This is a genomic window from Kitasatospora sp. NPDC088264 (assembly GCF_040685715.1).
Taxonomy (GTDB): Bacteria; Actinomycetota; Actinomycetes; order Streptomycetales; family Streptomycetaceae; genus Kitasatospora.
Map to the genome: position 1 here is coordinate 47,631 of NZ_JBFBIR010000051.1, position 14,155 is coordinate 61,785.

The 14,155-nt window shown below is 72.4% G+C and carries 11 protein-coding genes and 1 tRNA gene; 4 read left to right on the forward strand and 8 right to left on the reverse strand.

All coding sequences use genetic code 11. The features are described from left to right. Positions 1–3: 3 nt before the first annotated feature. Positions 4–1,479: a catalase gene (locus AB0O82_RS29610; protein ID WP_363586983.1), complete on the reverse strand. Its 1,476-nt coding sequence runs from the start codon at positions 1,477–1,479 to the stop codon at positions 4–6. Positions 1,480–1,582: 103 nt separating this feature from the next. Here AB0O82_RS29610 and AB0O82_RS29615 point away from each other — a divergent pair, with 103 nt between their 5' ends. Then, positions 1,583–2,002: a Fur family transcriptional regulator gene (locus AB0O82_RS29615; protein ID WP_063347892.1), complete on the forward strand. Its 420-nt coding sequence runs from the start codon at positions 1,583–1,585 to the stop codon at positions 2,000–2,002. A 45-nt stretch (positions 2,003–2,047) separates the two neighbouring features. Here the strand turns inward: AB0O82_RS29615 and AB0O82_RS29620 are convergent, their stop codons facing one another. From AB0O82_RS29620 to AB0O82_RS29630, 3 genes are all read right to left on the reverse strand, one after another. Then, positions 2,048–4,024 carry a tetratricopeptide repeat protein gene (locus AB0O82_RS29620; RefSeq protein ID WP_363586984.1) on the reverse strand — a complete coding sequence of 659 codons (1,977 nt, stop codon included), beginning with the start codon at positions 4,022–4,024 and terminating at the stop codon, positions 2,048–2,050. Positions 4,025–4,380: 356 nt separating this feature from the next. After that, positions 4,381–4,454, reverse strand: a tRNA-Met gene (locus tag AB0O82_RS29625). An 88-nt stretch (positions 4,455–4,542) separates the two neighbouring features. Next, entirely contained in the window at positions 4,543–7,530 is a 2,988-nt protein-coding gene (locus tag AB0O82_RS29630) for a UPF0182 family protein (RefSeq protein WP_363586985.1), read from the reverse strand. A gap of 190 nt (positions 7,531–7,720) precedes the next feature. Between AB0O82_RS29630 and AB0O82_RS29635 the strand changes: the two genes are divergently transcribed. Beyond that, positions 7,721–8,302 carry a PPA1309 family protein gene (locus AB0O82_RS29635; protein WP_363586986.1) on the forward strand — a complete coding sequence of 194 codons (582 nt, stop codon included), beginning with the start codon at positions 7,721–7,723 and terminating at the stop codon, positions 8,300–8,302. Positions 8,303–8,368: 66 nt separating this feature from the next. On the opposite strand, the gene AB0O82_RS29640 is transcribed toward AB0O82_RS29635, so the two are convergent. The 4 genes from AB0O82_RS29640 to AB0O82_RS29655 all read right to left on the reverse strand — a co-directional run bounded on the left by AB0O82_RS29640 (position 8,369) and on the right by AB0O82_RS29655 (position 11,619). Continuing rightward, positions 8,369–9,484 carry a PDZ domain-containing protein gene (locus AB0O82_RS29640; protein ID WP_363586987.1) on the reverse strand — a complete coding sequence of 372 codons (1,116 nt, stop codon included), beginning with the start codon at positions 9,482–9,484 and terminating at the stop codon, positions 8,369–8,371. A gap of 42 nt (positions 9,485–9,526) precedes the next feature. Further along, positions 9,527–9,718 carry a hypothetical protein gene (locus tag AB0O82_RS29645; protein WP_350879703.1) on the reverse strand — a complete coding sequence of 64 codons (192 nt, stop codon included), beginning with the start codon at positions 9,716–9,718 and terminating at the stop codon, positions 9,527–9,529. Between the two features lie 263 nt (positions 9,719–9,981). Beyond that, positions 9,982–10,422, reverse strand: a complete 441-nt coding sequence (locus tag AB0O82_RS29650; RefSeq protein ID WP_350879704.1) for a molybdenum cofactor biosynthesis protein MoaE — start codon at positions 10,420–10,422, stop codon at positions 9,982–9,984. Positions 10,423–10,530: 108 nt separating this feature from the next. After that, the gene (locus AB0O82_RS29655; protein ID WP_063351152.1) at positions 10,531–11,619 is read right to left on the reverse strand and encodes an NAD-dependent epimerase/dehydratase family protein; all 1,089 of its coding nucleotides are present in this window, start codon (positions 11,617–11,619) and stop codon (positions 10,531–10,533) included. Between the two features lie 260 nt (positions 11,620–11,879). Here AB0O82_RS29655 and AB0O82_RS29660 point away from each other — a divergent pair, with 260 nt between their 5' ends. Continuing rightward, positions 11,880–13,442 (forward strand): zinc-dependent metalloprotease, encoded by a 1,563-nt coding sequence (locus AB0O82_RS29660; RefSeq protein WP_363586988.1) that lies wholly within the window; start codon positions 11,880–11,882, stop codon positions 13,440–13,442. Between the two features lie 20 nt (positions 13,443–13,462). Then, entirely contained in the window at positions 13,463–14,026 is a 564-nt protein-coding gene (locus AB0O82_RS29665) for an NUDIX domain-containing protein (protein WP_363586992.1), read from the forward strand. Positions 14,027–14,155: the final 129 nt, after the last annotated feature.

Genomic DNA, 14,155 nt, shown 5'->3' on the forward strand with positions numbered 1-14,155 from the left:
CGGCTACTGCTTGCGCAGCTCCCGAACGGCCGCCTCCAGCCGCTGCCCGTAGTCGGCGTCGGCCTTGCGGAAGTTGTCGACCGCCCGCTCGACGATGTCCTCGCGGTCGGCGGAGACCTTGGCGATGAAGCCGGCCAGGTTGGCGATCAGCCGCTGCTTCTCGTCCTCCGAGAACAGCCGGTACAGGTTGCCGGCCTGCACGAAGTCGTCGTCCTCGGCGTGCGAGGGCGCCTCGTGGTTGCCGGTGGCGCCGGTGACCGCGGTGGCGGCCCACAGCGGGCGGCCGGTCTGCACCGGGCCGCCGAAGCTGTTCGGCTCGTAGTTCTTCTGTCGGCCGTGGCGGCCGTCGTACAGGTGGCCGTCGCGGCTGTTGGTGCGCGCCTCGGTGGCGTGCGGGCGGTTCACCGGCAGGTGGTCGGCGTTGATGCCGACGCGGTAGCGGTGGGCGTCCGCGTACGCGAACAGGCGGCCCTGCAGCATCTTGTCGGGGGACGGGCCGATGCCGGGCACGAAGTGCGACGGGGAGAAGATCGACTGCTCGACCTCGGCGAAGACGTTGTCGGGGTTGCGGTTGAGCTCCAGCCGGCCGATCTCGACCGGCGGGTAGTCGGCGTGCGGCCAGACCTTGGTGAGGTCGAAGGGGTTGAAGCGGTAGTTCGCCGCGTCGGCCGCCGGCATGATCTGGACCTGCACGGTCCAGCTGGGGAACTCGCCGCGCTCGATCGACTCGCGCAGGTCGCGCTGGTGGCTGTCCGGGTCCTCGCCGGCCAGCCGGTTGGCCTCGTCCTGGGTGAGGTTCCTGATGCCCTGGTCGGTCTTGAAGTGGTACTTGACCCAGAAGTGCTCGCCGGCCTCGTTCTGCCACTGGAAGGTGTGCGAGCCGTAGCCGTTGAGGTGGCGGTAGCTGGCCGGGATGCCGCGGTCGCCGAACAGCCAGGTCACCTGGTGGGTGGCCTCGGGCGACAGGCCCCAGAAGTCCCAGACGTTGTCCGCCTCCTGGGAGCCGGTGTACGGGTCGCGCTTCTGGGTGTGGATGAAGTCGGGGAACTTCACGGCGTCCTTGATGAAGAACACCGGGGTGTTGTTGCCGACGAGGTCGTAGTTGCCCTCCTCGGTGTAGAACTTCAGCGCGAAGCCGCGCGGGTCGCGCACCGCGTCGGCCGAGCCGAGGTTGCCGGCCACGGTGGAGAACCGCAGGAAGACCTCGGTCTGCTTGCCGACCTCGGACAGGAACGAGGCCCGGGTGTAGGGCGTCAGGTCGGCGGTCACCGTGAAGGTGCCGTAGGCCGCCGCGCCGCGGGCGTGCACCACGCGCTCCGGGATCCGCTCGCGGTTGAAGTGCGCGAGCTTCTCGAAGAGCTGCTGGTCCTGGATGAGCGCCGGGCCGCCGGGGCCCGCGGTCTCGGTGTTCTGGTTGTCGGCGACGGGGGCACCCGCCTCCGTGGTGAGGGTGGGGCGCAGCTCGTCCTGGGTCGTCATAAGAGGGCCTCCGCGTTATCCGGTCGTGACGACTCGATCCTAACTTGGACTTTGTCCAAGTCAACACTGGAACCAATCTCAGAGCGTGACTTATCCTGTTCCCATGAGCGACCTGCTGGAACGACTTCGCGGACGCGGCTGGCGGCTGACCTCACAGCGCCGGGTCGTGGCCGAGGTCCTCGACGGCGACCACGTGCACCTCACCGCGGACGAGGTGCACGCCCGCGCCGTCGCCCGCCTGCCCGAGATCAGCCGCGCGACCGTCTACAACACCCTCGGCGAACTGGTCGGCCTCGGCGAGGTCCTGGAGGTCGCCACCAACGGACGCGCCAAGCGCTACGACCCCAACGCCCACCGCGCCCACCAGCACCTGGTCTGCTCCGGCTGCGGCGCCATCCGCGACGTCCACCCGCACGGCGACCCGCTCGCCGCCCTCCCGGCCGGCGAACGCTTCGGCTTCACCGTCACCACCGCCGAGGTCACCTACCGCGGCCTCTGCCCGGACTGCACGGGCACGCCGTAACACGGCCCCCAGAAACCGCCGCCCCGGGGGACCTCCGGACACGCCCTACGCGCTCAGCTCCGCGTGCAGCGCGCCCAGCAGGCGCCCGGCCCGCTCCGCCACCTCGGCCGGCCCGTAGTCGGCCGCCCGGCGGCACCAGTTCTCCGCCTGCACCGGCTCCCCCCGGCGCAGCGCCAGCAGTGCCAGGCGCAGCGCCGCCCGCCCGTGCCCGGCGTCGGCCGCCCGGGTGTACCAGAGCATCGCCTGCGCCTCGCGGTCCTGCCGGGCCAGCAGCAGCCCCAGGTTGAAGGCGGCACTGCGGCTGCCGGCCTCGGCCGCCCGCCGGTACCAGCTCTCGGCGATCTCCAGCGCGCCGCGCTCGGCCGCCCGCACCCCCATCCGCACCTGCGCCCGCCGGTGCCCGGCATCGGCCGCCAGCGCGTACCAGTGCTCGGCTTCGGTGTCCGCGTCACCGCGCCGGTCCAGCACCGAGGCCAGCCGGAACGCGCCCTCCGCCGACCCGCCGGACGCCGCCTGCCGGTAGCGCTCCAGCGCGCCGGCCAGGTTGCCCCGCTGCTCCTGGGCGACGGCCAGTTGCAGCGCGGCCTCGCCGTGGCCCTCGGCGGCGGCCCGCGCGTACCACTCCTGGGCCTGCCGCTGCTCGCCGCGCCCGGCGTGCAGCACGCCCAGGTTGAACGCGCCGTCCACGCTGCCGGCCTCGGCCGCCTTGGAGAACCACGGCTCGGCGCCGGTCTCTTCGCCGCGCTGCAACAGCACCACGGCCAGCGCGTTGCAGGCCTCCCTGTGCCCGGCGTACGCGGCCCGGCGGTACCACTGCTCGGCCTGCTGGTCGCGGCCGGTGGCGACGCAGAGCAGGCCGAGGTTGAAGGCGCCGTTCTGGTCGCCCGCGTCCAGGGCGGTGCGGTACCAGTGCTCGGCCTCCTTGGACTCGCCGCGGCCGGCGTGCAGGGCGCCCAGCGCGTTGGCGGCGTTGCCGTCGCCGGCCTCGGCGGCCTCCCGCCACCACTCGGCGGCGGCGGCCAGGTCCCCGGAGTCGCGCAGCAGGAAGCCCAGCGCGCAGGCGGCCCGCGGCTCGCCGTTCTGTGCGGACTGCCGGTACCAGCGGGCGGCCTCCTCCAGCAGCGGCTGGTCGGTGGCGGCACGCTCCTCCAGCAGCACGCCCAGGCGCAGCGCGGCGCGGGCGTGGCCGCGGGCGCCGGCGGTGCGGTACCAGGCCTCGGCGATCTCCTTGTCCCCGGCGGCCTCGCGCATCCGGGCCAGCCGGTAGGCGGCCTCCCGGTGCCCGGCGTCGGCGGAGACCTTGAACCAGCGCTCGGCGCGCACGTCGCGCCGGTGCTCCATCAGGTCGCCCAGCGCGTAGGCGCCGAGCGGGTGGCCGTGGTCGGCGGCGAAGTGCAGCCAGTACTCGGCGGCCTCCTCCTCGCCCTGGTCGCGCAGTTGGAGCCCGAGCGCGTGCGCGGCGGGGGCGCTGCCGGCCACCGCGGCCTGGCGCCACCACTGGGCGGCCTCGGCGCGGTGGCCCTGCTGGTGCAGCAGCACGCCGAGGTTGTTGGCGGCGGCGCGCGTCCCGGCGGCCGCGGCGGCGCGCAGGTAGGGCTCGGCGTCCTCCAGGTCGCCGCGGCGCAGCAGCAGGGTGCCGAGCCGGCTGGCGGCGTCCGGGTCGCCGTCGTCGGCGGCCTGCCGGTGGCGGGCCTCCAGCGCGGCGCTCTCGCGGGCGGCCAGCGCGGTCTCGAAGCTGGTGGTGTCCAGGCCGGCCGGGTCGAGTGCGGCGGCGTTCGGGCCGTCGGCGGCGGCGCCGTCGGGCCCGTACGGGCGGACGGCGTCGGCGAACTGACGGGTGGGCACGCGGACCAGGCTGTCGGGGCCGTAGCCGGCGACCGGGGGGCGCTCGGACAGGCCGCTGGTGCGCTGGGCGGGCAGGGCTCCGGGGCGGCTCTCGGGGCTCTCCGCCCAGGCGTCGGTGTCCGCCTCGGTGGCCGCCGCGGACTTGGTGCCTGACCCGTTCTTGCCGATCAGCCTCATGCCGACTCCCGCTCCCCCAGAGTGTCGCGGCATCGTGCCCCGGCCCGCGGCCGGGGGGACCCCCAGGGGAGGTACCGGAACCGACGGCCGGTCAGCAGCCGCGCACCGTCCCCCATGTGTCCCATCGTCGCACCACCCGCAACCCGCGTACACCTGCCCCGGCCGAATTCGGGCGGGGCCGACCCGAAGCCGACGAAATTGCTTCGGCGCTTTGTCGATTTCCCGACACTCGGGCCCCACAAACCCCGTGCCGTCGTCGTTGGCGACGGTTGATGGTACCGGAGCGGTTCCCACCGCTTCGGGGGAAAAACGCCAGAGGCCCGGAGGAAGAATCCTCCGGGCCTCTGGCCACTGAGTAGCGGGGACAGGATTTGAACCTGCGACCTCTGGGTTATGAGCCCAGCGAGCTACCGAGCTGCTCCACCCCGCGTCGGTAGTTGAACCATAGCACGGGTGCGGGGTGGAACAGGAATCGGTTGCCGCAGCTCAGCGGGCTACGGCTGCGGCTACGGCTACGGCTACGGCTGCCCGGACGGCGATCCGGTCGGCGTCGCGCCCGGGGTCGCACCCGGCGTCGGGGCCTGCACCGGGCTCCCGCCGCGGGCCGCCTCGGCCGCCTTCAGCGCATCGCCCAGCGCCTTCTGGGCGTTGCCGTAGGCCACCCAGTCGCCGTTCTTGAACGCGGTCTGGCTGTCGTTGTACGCCTTCTCCGCGTCCCCGAGCGCCTTCTGCAGCTCCGGCGAGATCGTCCCGCCCGGCGTCGCCGTCCCCGGACCGGTCGCCGTCCCCGGATTGGTGGGCGTCCCCGGATTGGTGGGCGTCCCCGGGTTGTTCGGCGTGGACGGCGCGGTCGGCGTGGTCCCCGGGGCCGCCCCGGCGAACACCTTCTTCAGCGCGTCCTCCAGGGTGTTCTCGAACGCCACGTTGTCGTTCCCGTACACCGCCAGCACCTTCTGCAGCGTCGGGTACTTGGCGCCGCGTCCGCGCACGTACACCGGCTCGACGTTGAGCAGCCCGCCGCCGACCGGCAGGGTCAGCAGGTTGCCGTACTCCAGCTCGGTGTCACCGCCGCTCTTCAGCGCGAAGATCTGCGAGGCCACCTCCTGCCGGGAGTTGAACGTCGACTGCACCAGGCCCGGGCCGGGGGCGCTGTTGTCCCCCGAGATCTTCAGGATGCGGATCTTCCCGTAGTCCGGCCCCGGATCGGCGTTGACGGCCATGAACGCGGCCAGGTTCGGGCGGCCGTTGGGCACGAAGGTCGTGGTCAGCGAGAAGCTCGCCGAGGTGACCTGCGGGTCCGGCATCCGCACCGTCACGTAGTACGGCGGCTGGACCTGCTTGGTGTCGCTGGTCGGGTCGACCGGGATCTGCCAGATGTCGCTGCCGTTGAAGAAGGAGTTGGCGTCGGTCACGTGGTACTGGCCGAGCAGGTCGCGCTGCACCTTGAACATGTCCTGCGGGTAGCGCAGGTGCGGCAGCAGCGTGCCCGGGATGTCCGCCTTCGGCTCGACGGTGCCGGGGAACGCCTTCATCCAGGTCTTCAGCACCGGGTCCTGGTCGTCCCACTGGTAGAGCTTCACCTCGCCGGTGTAGGCGTCCACCGTGGCCTTGACCGAGTTGCGGATGTAGTTGACCTGGTTGGCGACGGTCAGCAGCTCACCGCGCTGGTTGGTCAGCGAGTCCTTGGTCGCGGTGCCCAGCGTCGTCTTCGACGAGAACGGGTAGCCGTCCGAGGTGGTGTAGCCGTCCAGCACCCAGACCACCCGGCCGTCCTGCACCACCGGGTACGCGTCGGCGTCGATCGACAGCCACGGGGCGACCTTCTCCACCCGCTCCTTCGGCGTCCGGTTGTAGATCACCTTCGCGCCGTCGGTGATCGCCCCCGCGTACAGGATCTGCGGCTCGGCGAAGCGCACCGCGTACGCGGCCCGGGTGATCGGGTTGTCCAGCGAGACACCGCTGTTGCCGGTGTAGGTGTACTCCTTGTTCTCGCCGGTCTTGGTGGTGTAGTCGATCTCCTTGTTCGAGCCGCCGACGATCGAGTACGACGTCGTCTTCTCGCCGTAGTAGATCCGCTGCTGGTAGTCGCCCAGCGCGCCGGTGGCCGGCAGGCCGGACTCGGTGAACACCGGCTCGCCCTTGTCGCTGACCTGGTTGCCCTTGGCGACGACCGCGCCGTAGCCGTGGGTGTACTTGAAGTGGTCGTTGATCCAGTTGCGCTGCACGCCGTTGAGGTCCAGCTCGCGCAGGCCGATCACGGTGTCCTGCTTGTCCGTGCCGGAGCCGTAGCGGTCCACGTCCAGGGTGTTCGGGAAGGCGTAGTAGTTGCGCTGCTGCTCGATCGATTGGAAGGTCGGCGAGACGACGTTCGGGTCCAGCAGCCGGATGTCGGAGATGGTCTGCGCGTCCGGCTTGAGCGCCTCGGCCGTCGTCGACCCCTGCGGGCTGTACTGGGTGGTCTGCGCGTCCGCGATCCCGTACGCCTGCCGCGTCGCGTCGATGTTCTTCTGGATGTACGGCGTTTCCTTGGCCTGCTCGTTCGGCTTGACCTGGAACTGCTGCACGATCGCCGGGTACAGCCCGCCGATCAGCACCGCCGACAGCACCATCAGCCCCAGCCCGATCAGGGCCGGCGCCCAGGTGCGGCGCACCGGCGTCAGGAAGAACAGCAGCGCGCAGATGATCGCCACGAAGAACAGGATCGTCTTGGCCGGCAGGAACGCGTTGGCGTCCACGTAGCGCAGGCCGGTCCAGCCGGAGACCCCCTTGTAGGAGCCGGTCTTCACCGCCAGCGCGTACCGGTCCAGCCAGTACGCCACCGCCTTCAGCAGCACGAACACGCCCAGCAGCACCGCCAGGTGCCCCTGCGCGCCCGCGCTCGCCCGACGGCCCGGGCCCTGCAGCCGCAGCCCCCCGTACAGGTAGTGCACCAGCGCCGAGGTCAGCAGCGAGACGATCACCGCGCTGAACGCGAAGCCCAGCACGAACTCGTAGAACGGGAGGTCGAAGGCGTAGAACGAGACGTCCATGCCGAACTGGGCGTCCTTCTCGCCGAAGGGCGTCGCGTTCGTCCACATCAGCCAGGTCCGCCACTGGCCGGACGCCGCGGCGCCCGCCACCAGGCCGATCACCAGCGAGACCCCGATCAGCGCCCAGCGCTTGAACGGCGCCAGGCCCGACCGGTAGCGGTCCAGGCTCTGCTGCTCGACCGACATCGCCGACAGCGGCGGCCGCAGCCGGTGCGCCAGCCAGACGTTGAAGCCGACGATCACCGCCATCAGCAGGCCGAACACCGCGAACAGGCCGATCTTCGTCCACAGCTGCGTGGTGAACACCGAGGAGTAACGGACGGATCTGAACCACAGCCAGTCCGTCCAGAACCCGGCGAACATGACGAACAGCAGGAACAGCACCGCGAGCACGCCCAGGGTCAGCAGGGCCACCCGCGCCCGCCGGGAGGGCGGCCCTACCCTGCGCCGGAAACCCGGCCCTGAGCGTTCCGGCATCTGGAATACCACGGTGGCACCTCAGCTGTGTCGTCTGGAGTCAGTCGGTCTTCAGGGAAACTTAACCAGGCTTTGGCCGAGTTCCCACCGTTAGCAGACGGTTACGACGCCGTTCCCCGTCCCGGCCGTTCCCCGGCCCACCGGCGGCGCCCGGCGCCCGGGCCCCCGCCCGGCGTGTGAGGATTGAGGCATGTCCGACGCGTCCAATGCACTCAACACCCCCGGCTCCCCCGACGACGTCTCCAAGCTCCCCGCCGCCACCCCGCTCACCCGGGCCGCGCTGGAGATCGACGAGTACGCCGCCACGCTCGGCTGGGACCTCCCGGCCCGGCTGTTCGCCCTGGTGGACAGCACCGCCCTGCGCAAGGCCGACCCGAAGATCGCCGCCCAGCTCGGCCTCGGCGACGACGACACGGCCGGCCTCACCCCGGTCGAGCAGGACGAGCTGCCGGCCGGCATGGAGCTGGACAAGTTCCTCGGCACCATCGCCTGGCCCGACGCAGTGGTCGGCTGCGCCCTGGTCGTCGAGCGCCTGATGCTGCCTCCGGGCTCCGAGCAGACCCGCCCGCGCAACGCCAGCGACGCCCAGCTCGCCGAGTGGGTGGCCAACCACCCCAAGCGCGAGGAGGTGCGGATCACCGCCGCCGTGCTGCGCAACGGCAAGAAGGAGATCGCGCTGCGGCTGCGCTCCAAGGACGTCGCCCGCGAGGTGCTGACCGGCCCGGACCTGGTGCCCGGCCTGACCGCGGCGCTGCTGGCGACCTTCTCGTAGCCCCCGGCTGCCCCGGCGGCACCCCTTCACGTTCTCCGCACTACGTCACGGGATTACTTCACGGCACTACTTCACGGCGCAGGACGGCAGCGCGGAGGTCTGCCCGGAGCGGATCTGCTCCAGCGACTTCAGCGCGCCGTCCAGCGTGTCCGTCTTGATCAGGTTCAGCCCGGACGGGACGTTCTTGGTCGCCTCGGCGCAGTTCGAGGACGGGGTGAAGAAGTACTCGGCGCCGGCGTCCCGGGCGGCGATCAGCTTCATCGATATCCCGCCGATCGGGCCGACCTTGCCGTCGTCGTCGATGGTGCCGGTACCCGCCACGAACCGGCCGCCGGTGAGGTCGCCGCCGGGGGTGAGCTTGTCGATGATGCCGAGCGAGAACATCAGTCCGGCGCTCGGCCCGCCGACGTCCTGGAGGCCGATGTCGATCTGGAACGGGTAGGTGTGCCGGATCGTGGTGCCGATGCCGACCACCGCGAGTTCCGCCCGCTCGGCCGGGGCCTTCGGGTCGAGGTCCTTGGCCCGCACGGTGGGGACGGTGACGTCGGTCCGGTCCCCCGGGTTGGCGCCGCCGTTGCCGGTCGCGTCCTTGACCCGCGGGACCACGGTGAAGACCACCGACTCACCCGGCTTGTGCCTGGTGACCGCGGCCACCACCTGCTCGGCCGTGCTGACCGGCGTGCCGTCGACGGCCACGATCTGGTCGCCCGCGTGCAGCCGGCCCTCCGCCGGAGCCCCCGCCGTGACCGATTTGATGATCAGCTCGGTGCCGACCGGGATGCCCATCTGGTTGAGCGCGGCGGTGCGGGCACTGTCCTCGGAGGAGGCGAACTCCTCGGCGTTCTGCTTCTTGGCGTCGGCGTCCGTCTGCCCCTTCGGGTAGACGTTGTCGTGCGGCACGACCATCACGTCGTCGCGCAGCCACCCGACCACCGCGTTGACCAGGCTGGGCTCGTACTTGGCCCCGGTGACCTGGACGGTGGTCATGTTGAGGTGCCCGGTGGTCGGGTACGAGTCGCGCCCGGTGATGGTGATCACCGACTTGCCCCCCTGGTTGCCGAGCGTGTTGTACGTCGGCCCCGGACTCATCTCCGTGTACGGCACCTTCATCAGCACCGAGACGCAGAGCAGCGCTATGAGCAGCAGGGTGGCAGCGAGCATCGTCGCGGAGCGGCGTGGCATGCCTCGACAGTACGGGACGCGGATGAGCGGGCGCCCCCCGGGCTAGCGGCCGGAACCGTCCTCGGAGGCGGCGCTTCCGGCGGTGGTGCGTTCCATCGCGGCCATGAAGCGCCGGTGCTCGGCGAGCGAGGCCGGGTCCCCCGTGGCTCTCGGGGCACGCTGGGCCCAGCCCGCCCACAGGGCGGCGAGCAGGACGGCGATGACCGGAATGATCAACCAGGCGAGCGCACCCATATCAGTACTCCCAGCTCGTCGTGTCTATGAGCAGATTAACCACTCCGGCGGACAACGCGGCCGGCGCCGTCCGGGTTACGGGACGGCCGATCGGCTCACTGCCAGGGAGTATTCGGCCCACTGACCCAGACCCGTTCGAGTGAGAGCCCGGCCCGCCCGGCATGTTCGTCGCATTCCGTGCGCAGGTGGCCACTCTCCGCAGCCAATCGCCCTTTTCGGGTCCGCCCCGGTCCGATCCGGTCCGATCCACAGGGGCACCCGGGTCAGCAACTGCCGGCGCCGACCCACTCCTCCTCGCCGTCGGTGAAGACCTGGTGCTTCCAGATCGGCACCTCGTGCTTGAGGTCGTCGATCAGCCGCCGGGCGGCCGCGAAGGCCTCGCCCCGGTGGGCGCAGGACACGGCGACGATCACCGCCTTGTCGGTGATCTCCAGCCGGCCGACCCGGTGCACCGCGGCCAGCGCCCGCACCGGGAAGTCGGCGACGACCTTCTCGGCGATCCGGCGCATCTCCTGCTCGGCGGTGGGGTGGCAGCTGTATTCCAGCGCGGTGACCGACTTGCCGCCGTCGTGGTCGCGGACCGTCCCGACGAAGACGGTCGTCCCGCCGGCCGCGTCGTCGCCGACCGCCTCGTACACCTCGTCCAGCGAGAGCGGGGTGTCGCGGATGGCGAGCAGGCGGATGGGGTCGTGGTTCTCGGACATGCCCCCATGATTCCCCATCCCGGGTGGTTTGAGGCAAGCAGGTTCCGCATCACGATGGCGGGATTCCGCATCGTGAGAAAACCTGCCCGTCCCTCGGGGCCGCCGGTCTCAGAAGCGGCGCCGCTTTCGGGCCCGGCGCACCAGCGCGGCCGTACCGACCAGCGCCACCGTAGCCCCGGCCGCCCCCAGGCTGGTCGCGGCCTCCTTGCCGCCCAGCCGGCGCCCGGCCACCGCGTGCTTCCCGGCGACCTGGCCCAGCAGCTCGGCCAGCACCTGCTCGTTGCTGTGCTCCGGACGCCAGCCCGCCTCGTGCAGCCGGCTGCCGGACACCACCCACGGGTACATCGTGTAGGCCAGGTCCCCCGCCGGGGCCGGGGTCAGGCCCAGCCGGTGCAGCCGGGCCGCGGTGCCCAGCGCCAGCGAGGCCGGCAACTCCATCCGCCGGATCCCCGACAGCCGCTCCACGTCCTCCTGCTCCAGCCAGCCGTCACAGCCGACCGTCACCTCGCCCTCCACCAGGCCCAGCGCCGCGTACTCCAGCGCCGCCGCCAGGTCGTCCACGTGGCAGAACTGCCAGCACGGGCGGGAACCGGCCACCACCAGCAGCCTCGGCGCCTCGAAGTGCCGGGTCAGCACGGTGTCCACGCCGGGGCCGACCACCACCGCCGGACGCAGCACCGTCACCTGCAGCCCCGGGTGGGCGCGCGGCGCCCTGCGGGCCAGGCGCTCGATCTCCAGCAGGTCCCCGACCAGCGAGGCCTCCTCGGTCGCCCGCAGCTCGGAGTCCTCGGCCAGCGGCACCTCGTTGTCGGCCAGCGCGCCGTAGACCATCGCGGAGGTGCAGAGCACCACCCGGTGCACCCCGGCGGCCGCGGCCGCCGTCAGCACGGTCTGCGCGCCGCGCACGTTGTAGGCGCTGCGGGCGCGCGGATCCGACTCCATGCCGAAGTCCATCGCCAGGTGCACCACCACGTCCACCCCGGACAGCCGCTCGGCCACCGCGGGGTCGCGCACGTCCAGCACCCGCCACTGCACACCCGGCACCTCACCGCGCCGGTCGTCCACCGCCAGCACCCTGCGCACGTGCGGCGAGGCGACCAGACGGGCCGCGACCCGTTCGCCGATCACGCCGGCGGCACCGGTGACGGCCACGGTCAGCGGCCGTCCGCCGTAGGCTGGAGGCGGCGACGCCGTGATGTCCGGGGCGTCCTCGTCTCCGGTCAGCCCAGAGCGAACGTCCGAAGGCGGGGAACTCACCGACCATCCTCCACGGTTAGCTTATGTGCGTACGGACGTGTGTCACGTACGTCCATCCTGCCCGAGGCGAAGGCCCGGCGGTGCACCCGGCGCGGGCCTGCCGCACTGGAGCCGCCCACGAGTCCCCCACTCCGCTGGTGCCCCGGGCGGGCAGCACTTCCCGCCACACCCGTATGACGGCCGACCGGATCGAGGACCCCGTGAGCGACCTTCCCTTCGGATTCGGCGTTCCGCCCGAGGAGCCCGAGGACGGCAAGGCCAAGCCCGACAACGAGCAGCAGAAGAAGGACCAGGGCTCCGCAGGCTCCGACCAGAGCGGCGCGCAGCCGTTCGGCTTCGGCGCCGGCAACCCGTTCGGCGCGCTGTTCGGCATGCCCGGCGGCGGAGCCCCGGGCGGCCCCGGCGGGGCCGACAACCCGTTCGCCGCGATGTTCGGCGGCCTCAACCCCAACGACCTCGGCAGCGCGTTCCAGCAGCTCGGGCAGATGCTCTCGTTCGAGGGCGGCCCGGTGAACTGGGACCTCGCCAAGAACATCGCCCGCCAGAGCGTCGTCGCCGAACCCGCCGAGGGCAAGAGCAAGGACCGCTCGGTCAGCGCCGCCGAGCACTCCGCCGTCGCCGAGGCCGTCCGGCTCGCCGACCTGTGGCTCGACGGCGCCACCGAGTTCCCCTCCGGCGCCGGCACCGCCGTCGCCTGGAGCCGCGCCGAGTGGATCGAGGCCACCCTCCCGGTCTGGAAGGACCTCGTCGACCCGGTCGCCGAGCGGGTCGGCAACGCCATGGGCGGCGTCCTGCCCGAGGAGATGCAGGCCATGGCCGGCCCGCTGATGGGCATGATGCGCTCCATGGGCGGTGCCATGTTCGGCACCCAGATCGGCCAGGCGCTCGGCGCCCTCGCCGCCGAGGTGGTCGGCTCCGCCGACGTCGGCCTGCCGCTCGCCCCGGCCGGCAAGGCCGCACTGCTGCCGCAGAACGTCGCCGAGTTCGGCGAGGGCCTCAACGTGCCCGCCGACGAAGTCCGGCTCTACCTCGCCCTGCGCGAGGCCGCCCACCAGCGGCTCTTCGCCCACGTGCCGTGGCTGCGGGCCCACCTGCTCGGCGCCGTCGAGGCCTACGCCCGCGGCATCAAGGTCGACACCTCCCGGATGGAGGAGCTCGTCGGCCAGCTCGACCCGAACAACCCGGAGGCGCTCCAGGAGGCGCTGGCCGGCGGGCTGCTCCAGCCCGAGGACACCCCCGAGCAGAAGGCCGCGCTCGCCCGCCTGGAGACCGCGCTCGCGCTGCTCGAAGGCTGGGTCGACGCGGTCGTGCACGCCGCCGCCGAACCGCACCTGCCGCAGGCCGGCGCGCTGCGCGAGACCGTCCGCCGCCGCCGCGCCGCCGGCGGGCCCGCCGAGCAGACCTTCGCCACCCTGGTCGGCCTGGAGCTGCGCCCGCGCCGGCTGCGCGACGCCGCCCGGCTGTGGGCGCTGCTCGCCGACGCGCGCGGCATCGAGGGCCGCGACGCGCTCTGGCAGCACCCGGACATGCTGCCCACCGCCGCCGACCTGGACGACCCGGACGCCTTCGTGCACCGGGGCACCGGCGACCTGGAGGGCGGCCTCGACTTCGACGCGATCGACAAGCTGCTCGGCGAGGCCGCCGCGGGCGGCACCGCCGCCAAGCCGGACCTCACCAAGAACGACGGGCCGGCGAAGAGCGAGGAGCCGAAGCGGGACGGCGACGGCGACGGCACCGACGGAAAGGGCGAGCCCACCGCATGACGGCCACCGACACCGGGGCGATGTCCCTGCACGCGGACGCCGTGCGCACCCTGACCGGGTGGCGCCCCGCCGACGAGGAGCAGGACCGGCTGCGGCTCGACTACCTGGCGCACCTGGCCGAGCAGCCCGAGGGCCTGTACCGGTCCTGCCTGCCCGCGCACATCACCGCGAGCGCGGCGGTCGTCGACCCGGCGGCCGGGCGGGTGCTGCTCACCCTGCACCCCAAGGTCGGCATCTGGCTGCAGATGGGCGGGCACTGCGAGCCCGACGACCGGGACCTCGCGTCGGCGGCGCTGCGGGAGGCCGTCGAGGAGTCCGGCATCCCCGACCTGGCCCTGCTGGAGCTGGACGGCGTCCCGGTGCCGGCCAAGCTGGACCGGCACCGGGTCCGCTGCACCGGCAAGGACCGGCCGGAGAACACCCACCTGGACGTCCAGTACATCGCGGTGGCACCGGCCGGTGCGCAGGCGCTGATCAGCGAGGAGTCGCTGGACCTGCGCTGGTTCGACTACGACCGGCTGCCGGAGCTGACCGACCACTCGGTGCGGGACCTGGTGGCACGGGCCCGCCGGCTGACCAGCTGAGGTGAAACGCGAAGAGGGGGCGCGGGCCGATCGGCCTCGGACCAGCGTTCCGGGCTACCGGCGGCACTCATGTGCAAGGCCATGACGCAGCTGCCGAGGAGCTCTTCGTCGTCGGGCCAGCGCTGCATG

Coding starts and splice junctions, on each gene's coding strand:
- AB0O82_RS29610 (WP_363586983.1), bottom strand. CDS start 1,479: ATGACGACCCAGGACGAGCTGCGCCCCACCCTCACCACGGAGGCGGGT.
- AB0O82_RS29615 (WP_063347892.1), top strand. CDS start 1,583: ATGAGCGACCTGCTGGAACGACTTCGCGGACGCGGCTGGCGGCTGACC.
- AB0O82_RS29620 (WP_363586984.1), bottom strand. CDS start 4,024: ATGAGGCTGATCGGCAAGAACGGGTCAGGCACCAAGTCCGCGGCGGCC.
- AB0O82_RS29630 (WP_363586985.1), bottom strand. CDS start 7,530: ATGCCGGAACGCTCAGGGCCGGGTTTCCGGCGCAGGGTAGGGCCGCCC.
- AB0O82_RS29635 (WP_363586986.1), top strand. CDS start 7,721: ATGTCCGACGCGTCCAATGCACTCAACACCCCCGGCTCCCCCGACGAC.
- AB0O82_RS29640 (WP_363586987.1), bottom strand. CDS start 9,484: ATGCCACGCCGCTCCGCGACGATGCTCGCTGCCACCCTGCTGCTCATA.
- AB0O82_RS29645 (WP_350879703.1), bottom strand. CDS start 9,718: ATGGGTGCGCTCGCCTGGTTGATCATTCCGGTCATCGCCGTCCTGCTC.
- AB0O82_RS29650 (WP_350879704.1), bottom strand. CDS start 10,422: ATGTCCGAGAACCACGACCCCATCCGCCTGCTCGCCATCCGCGACACC.
- AB0O82_RS29665 (WP_363586992.1), top strand. CDS start 13,463: ATGTCCCTGCACGCGGACGCCGTGCGCACCCTGACCGGGTGGCGCCCC.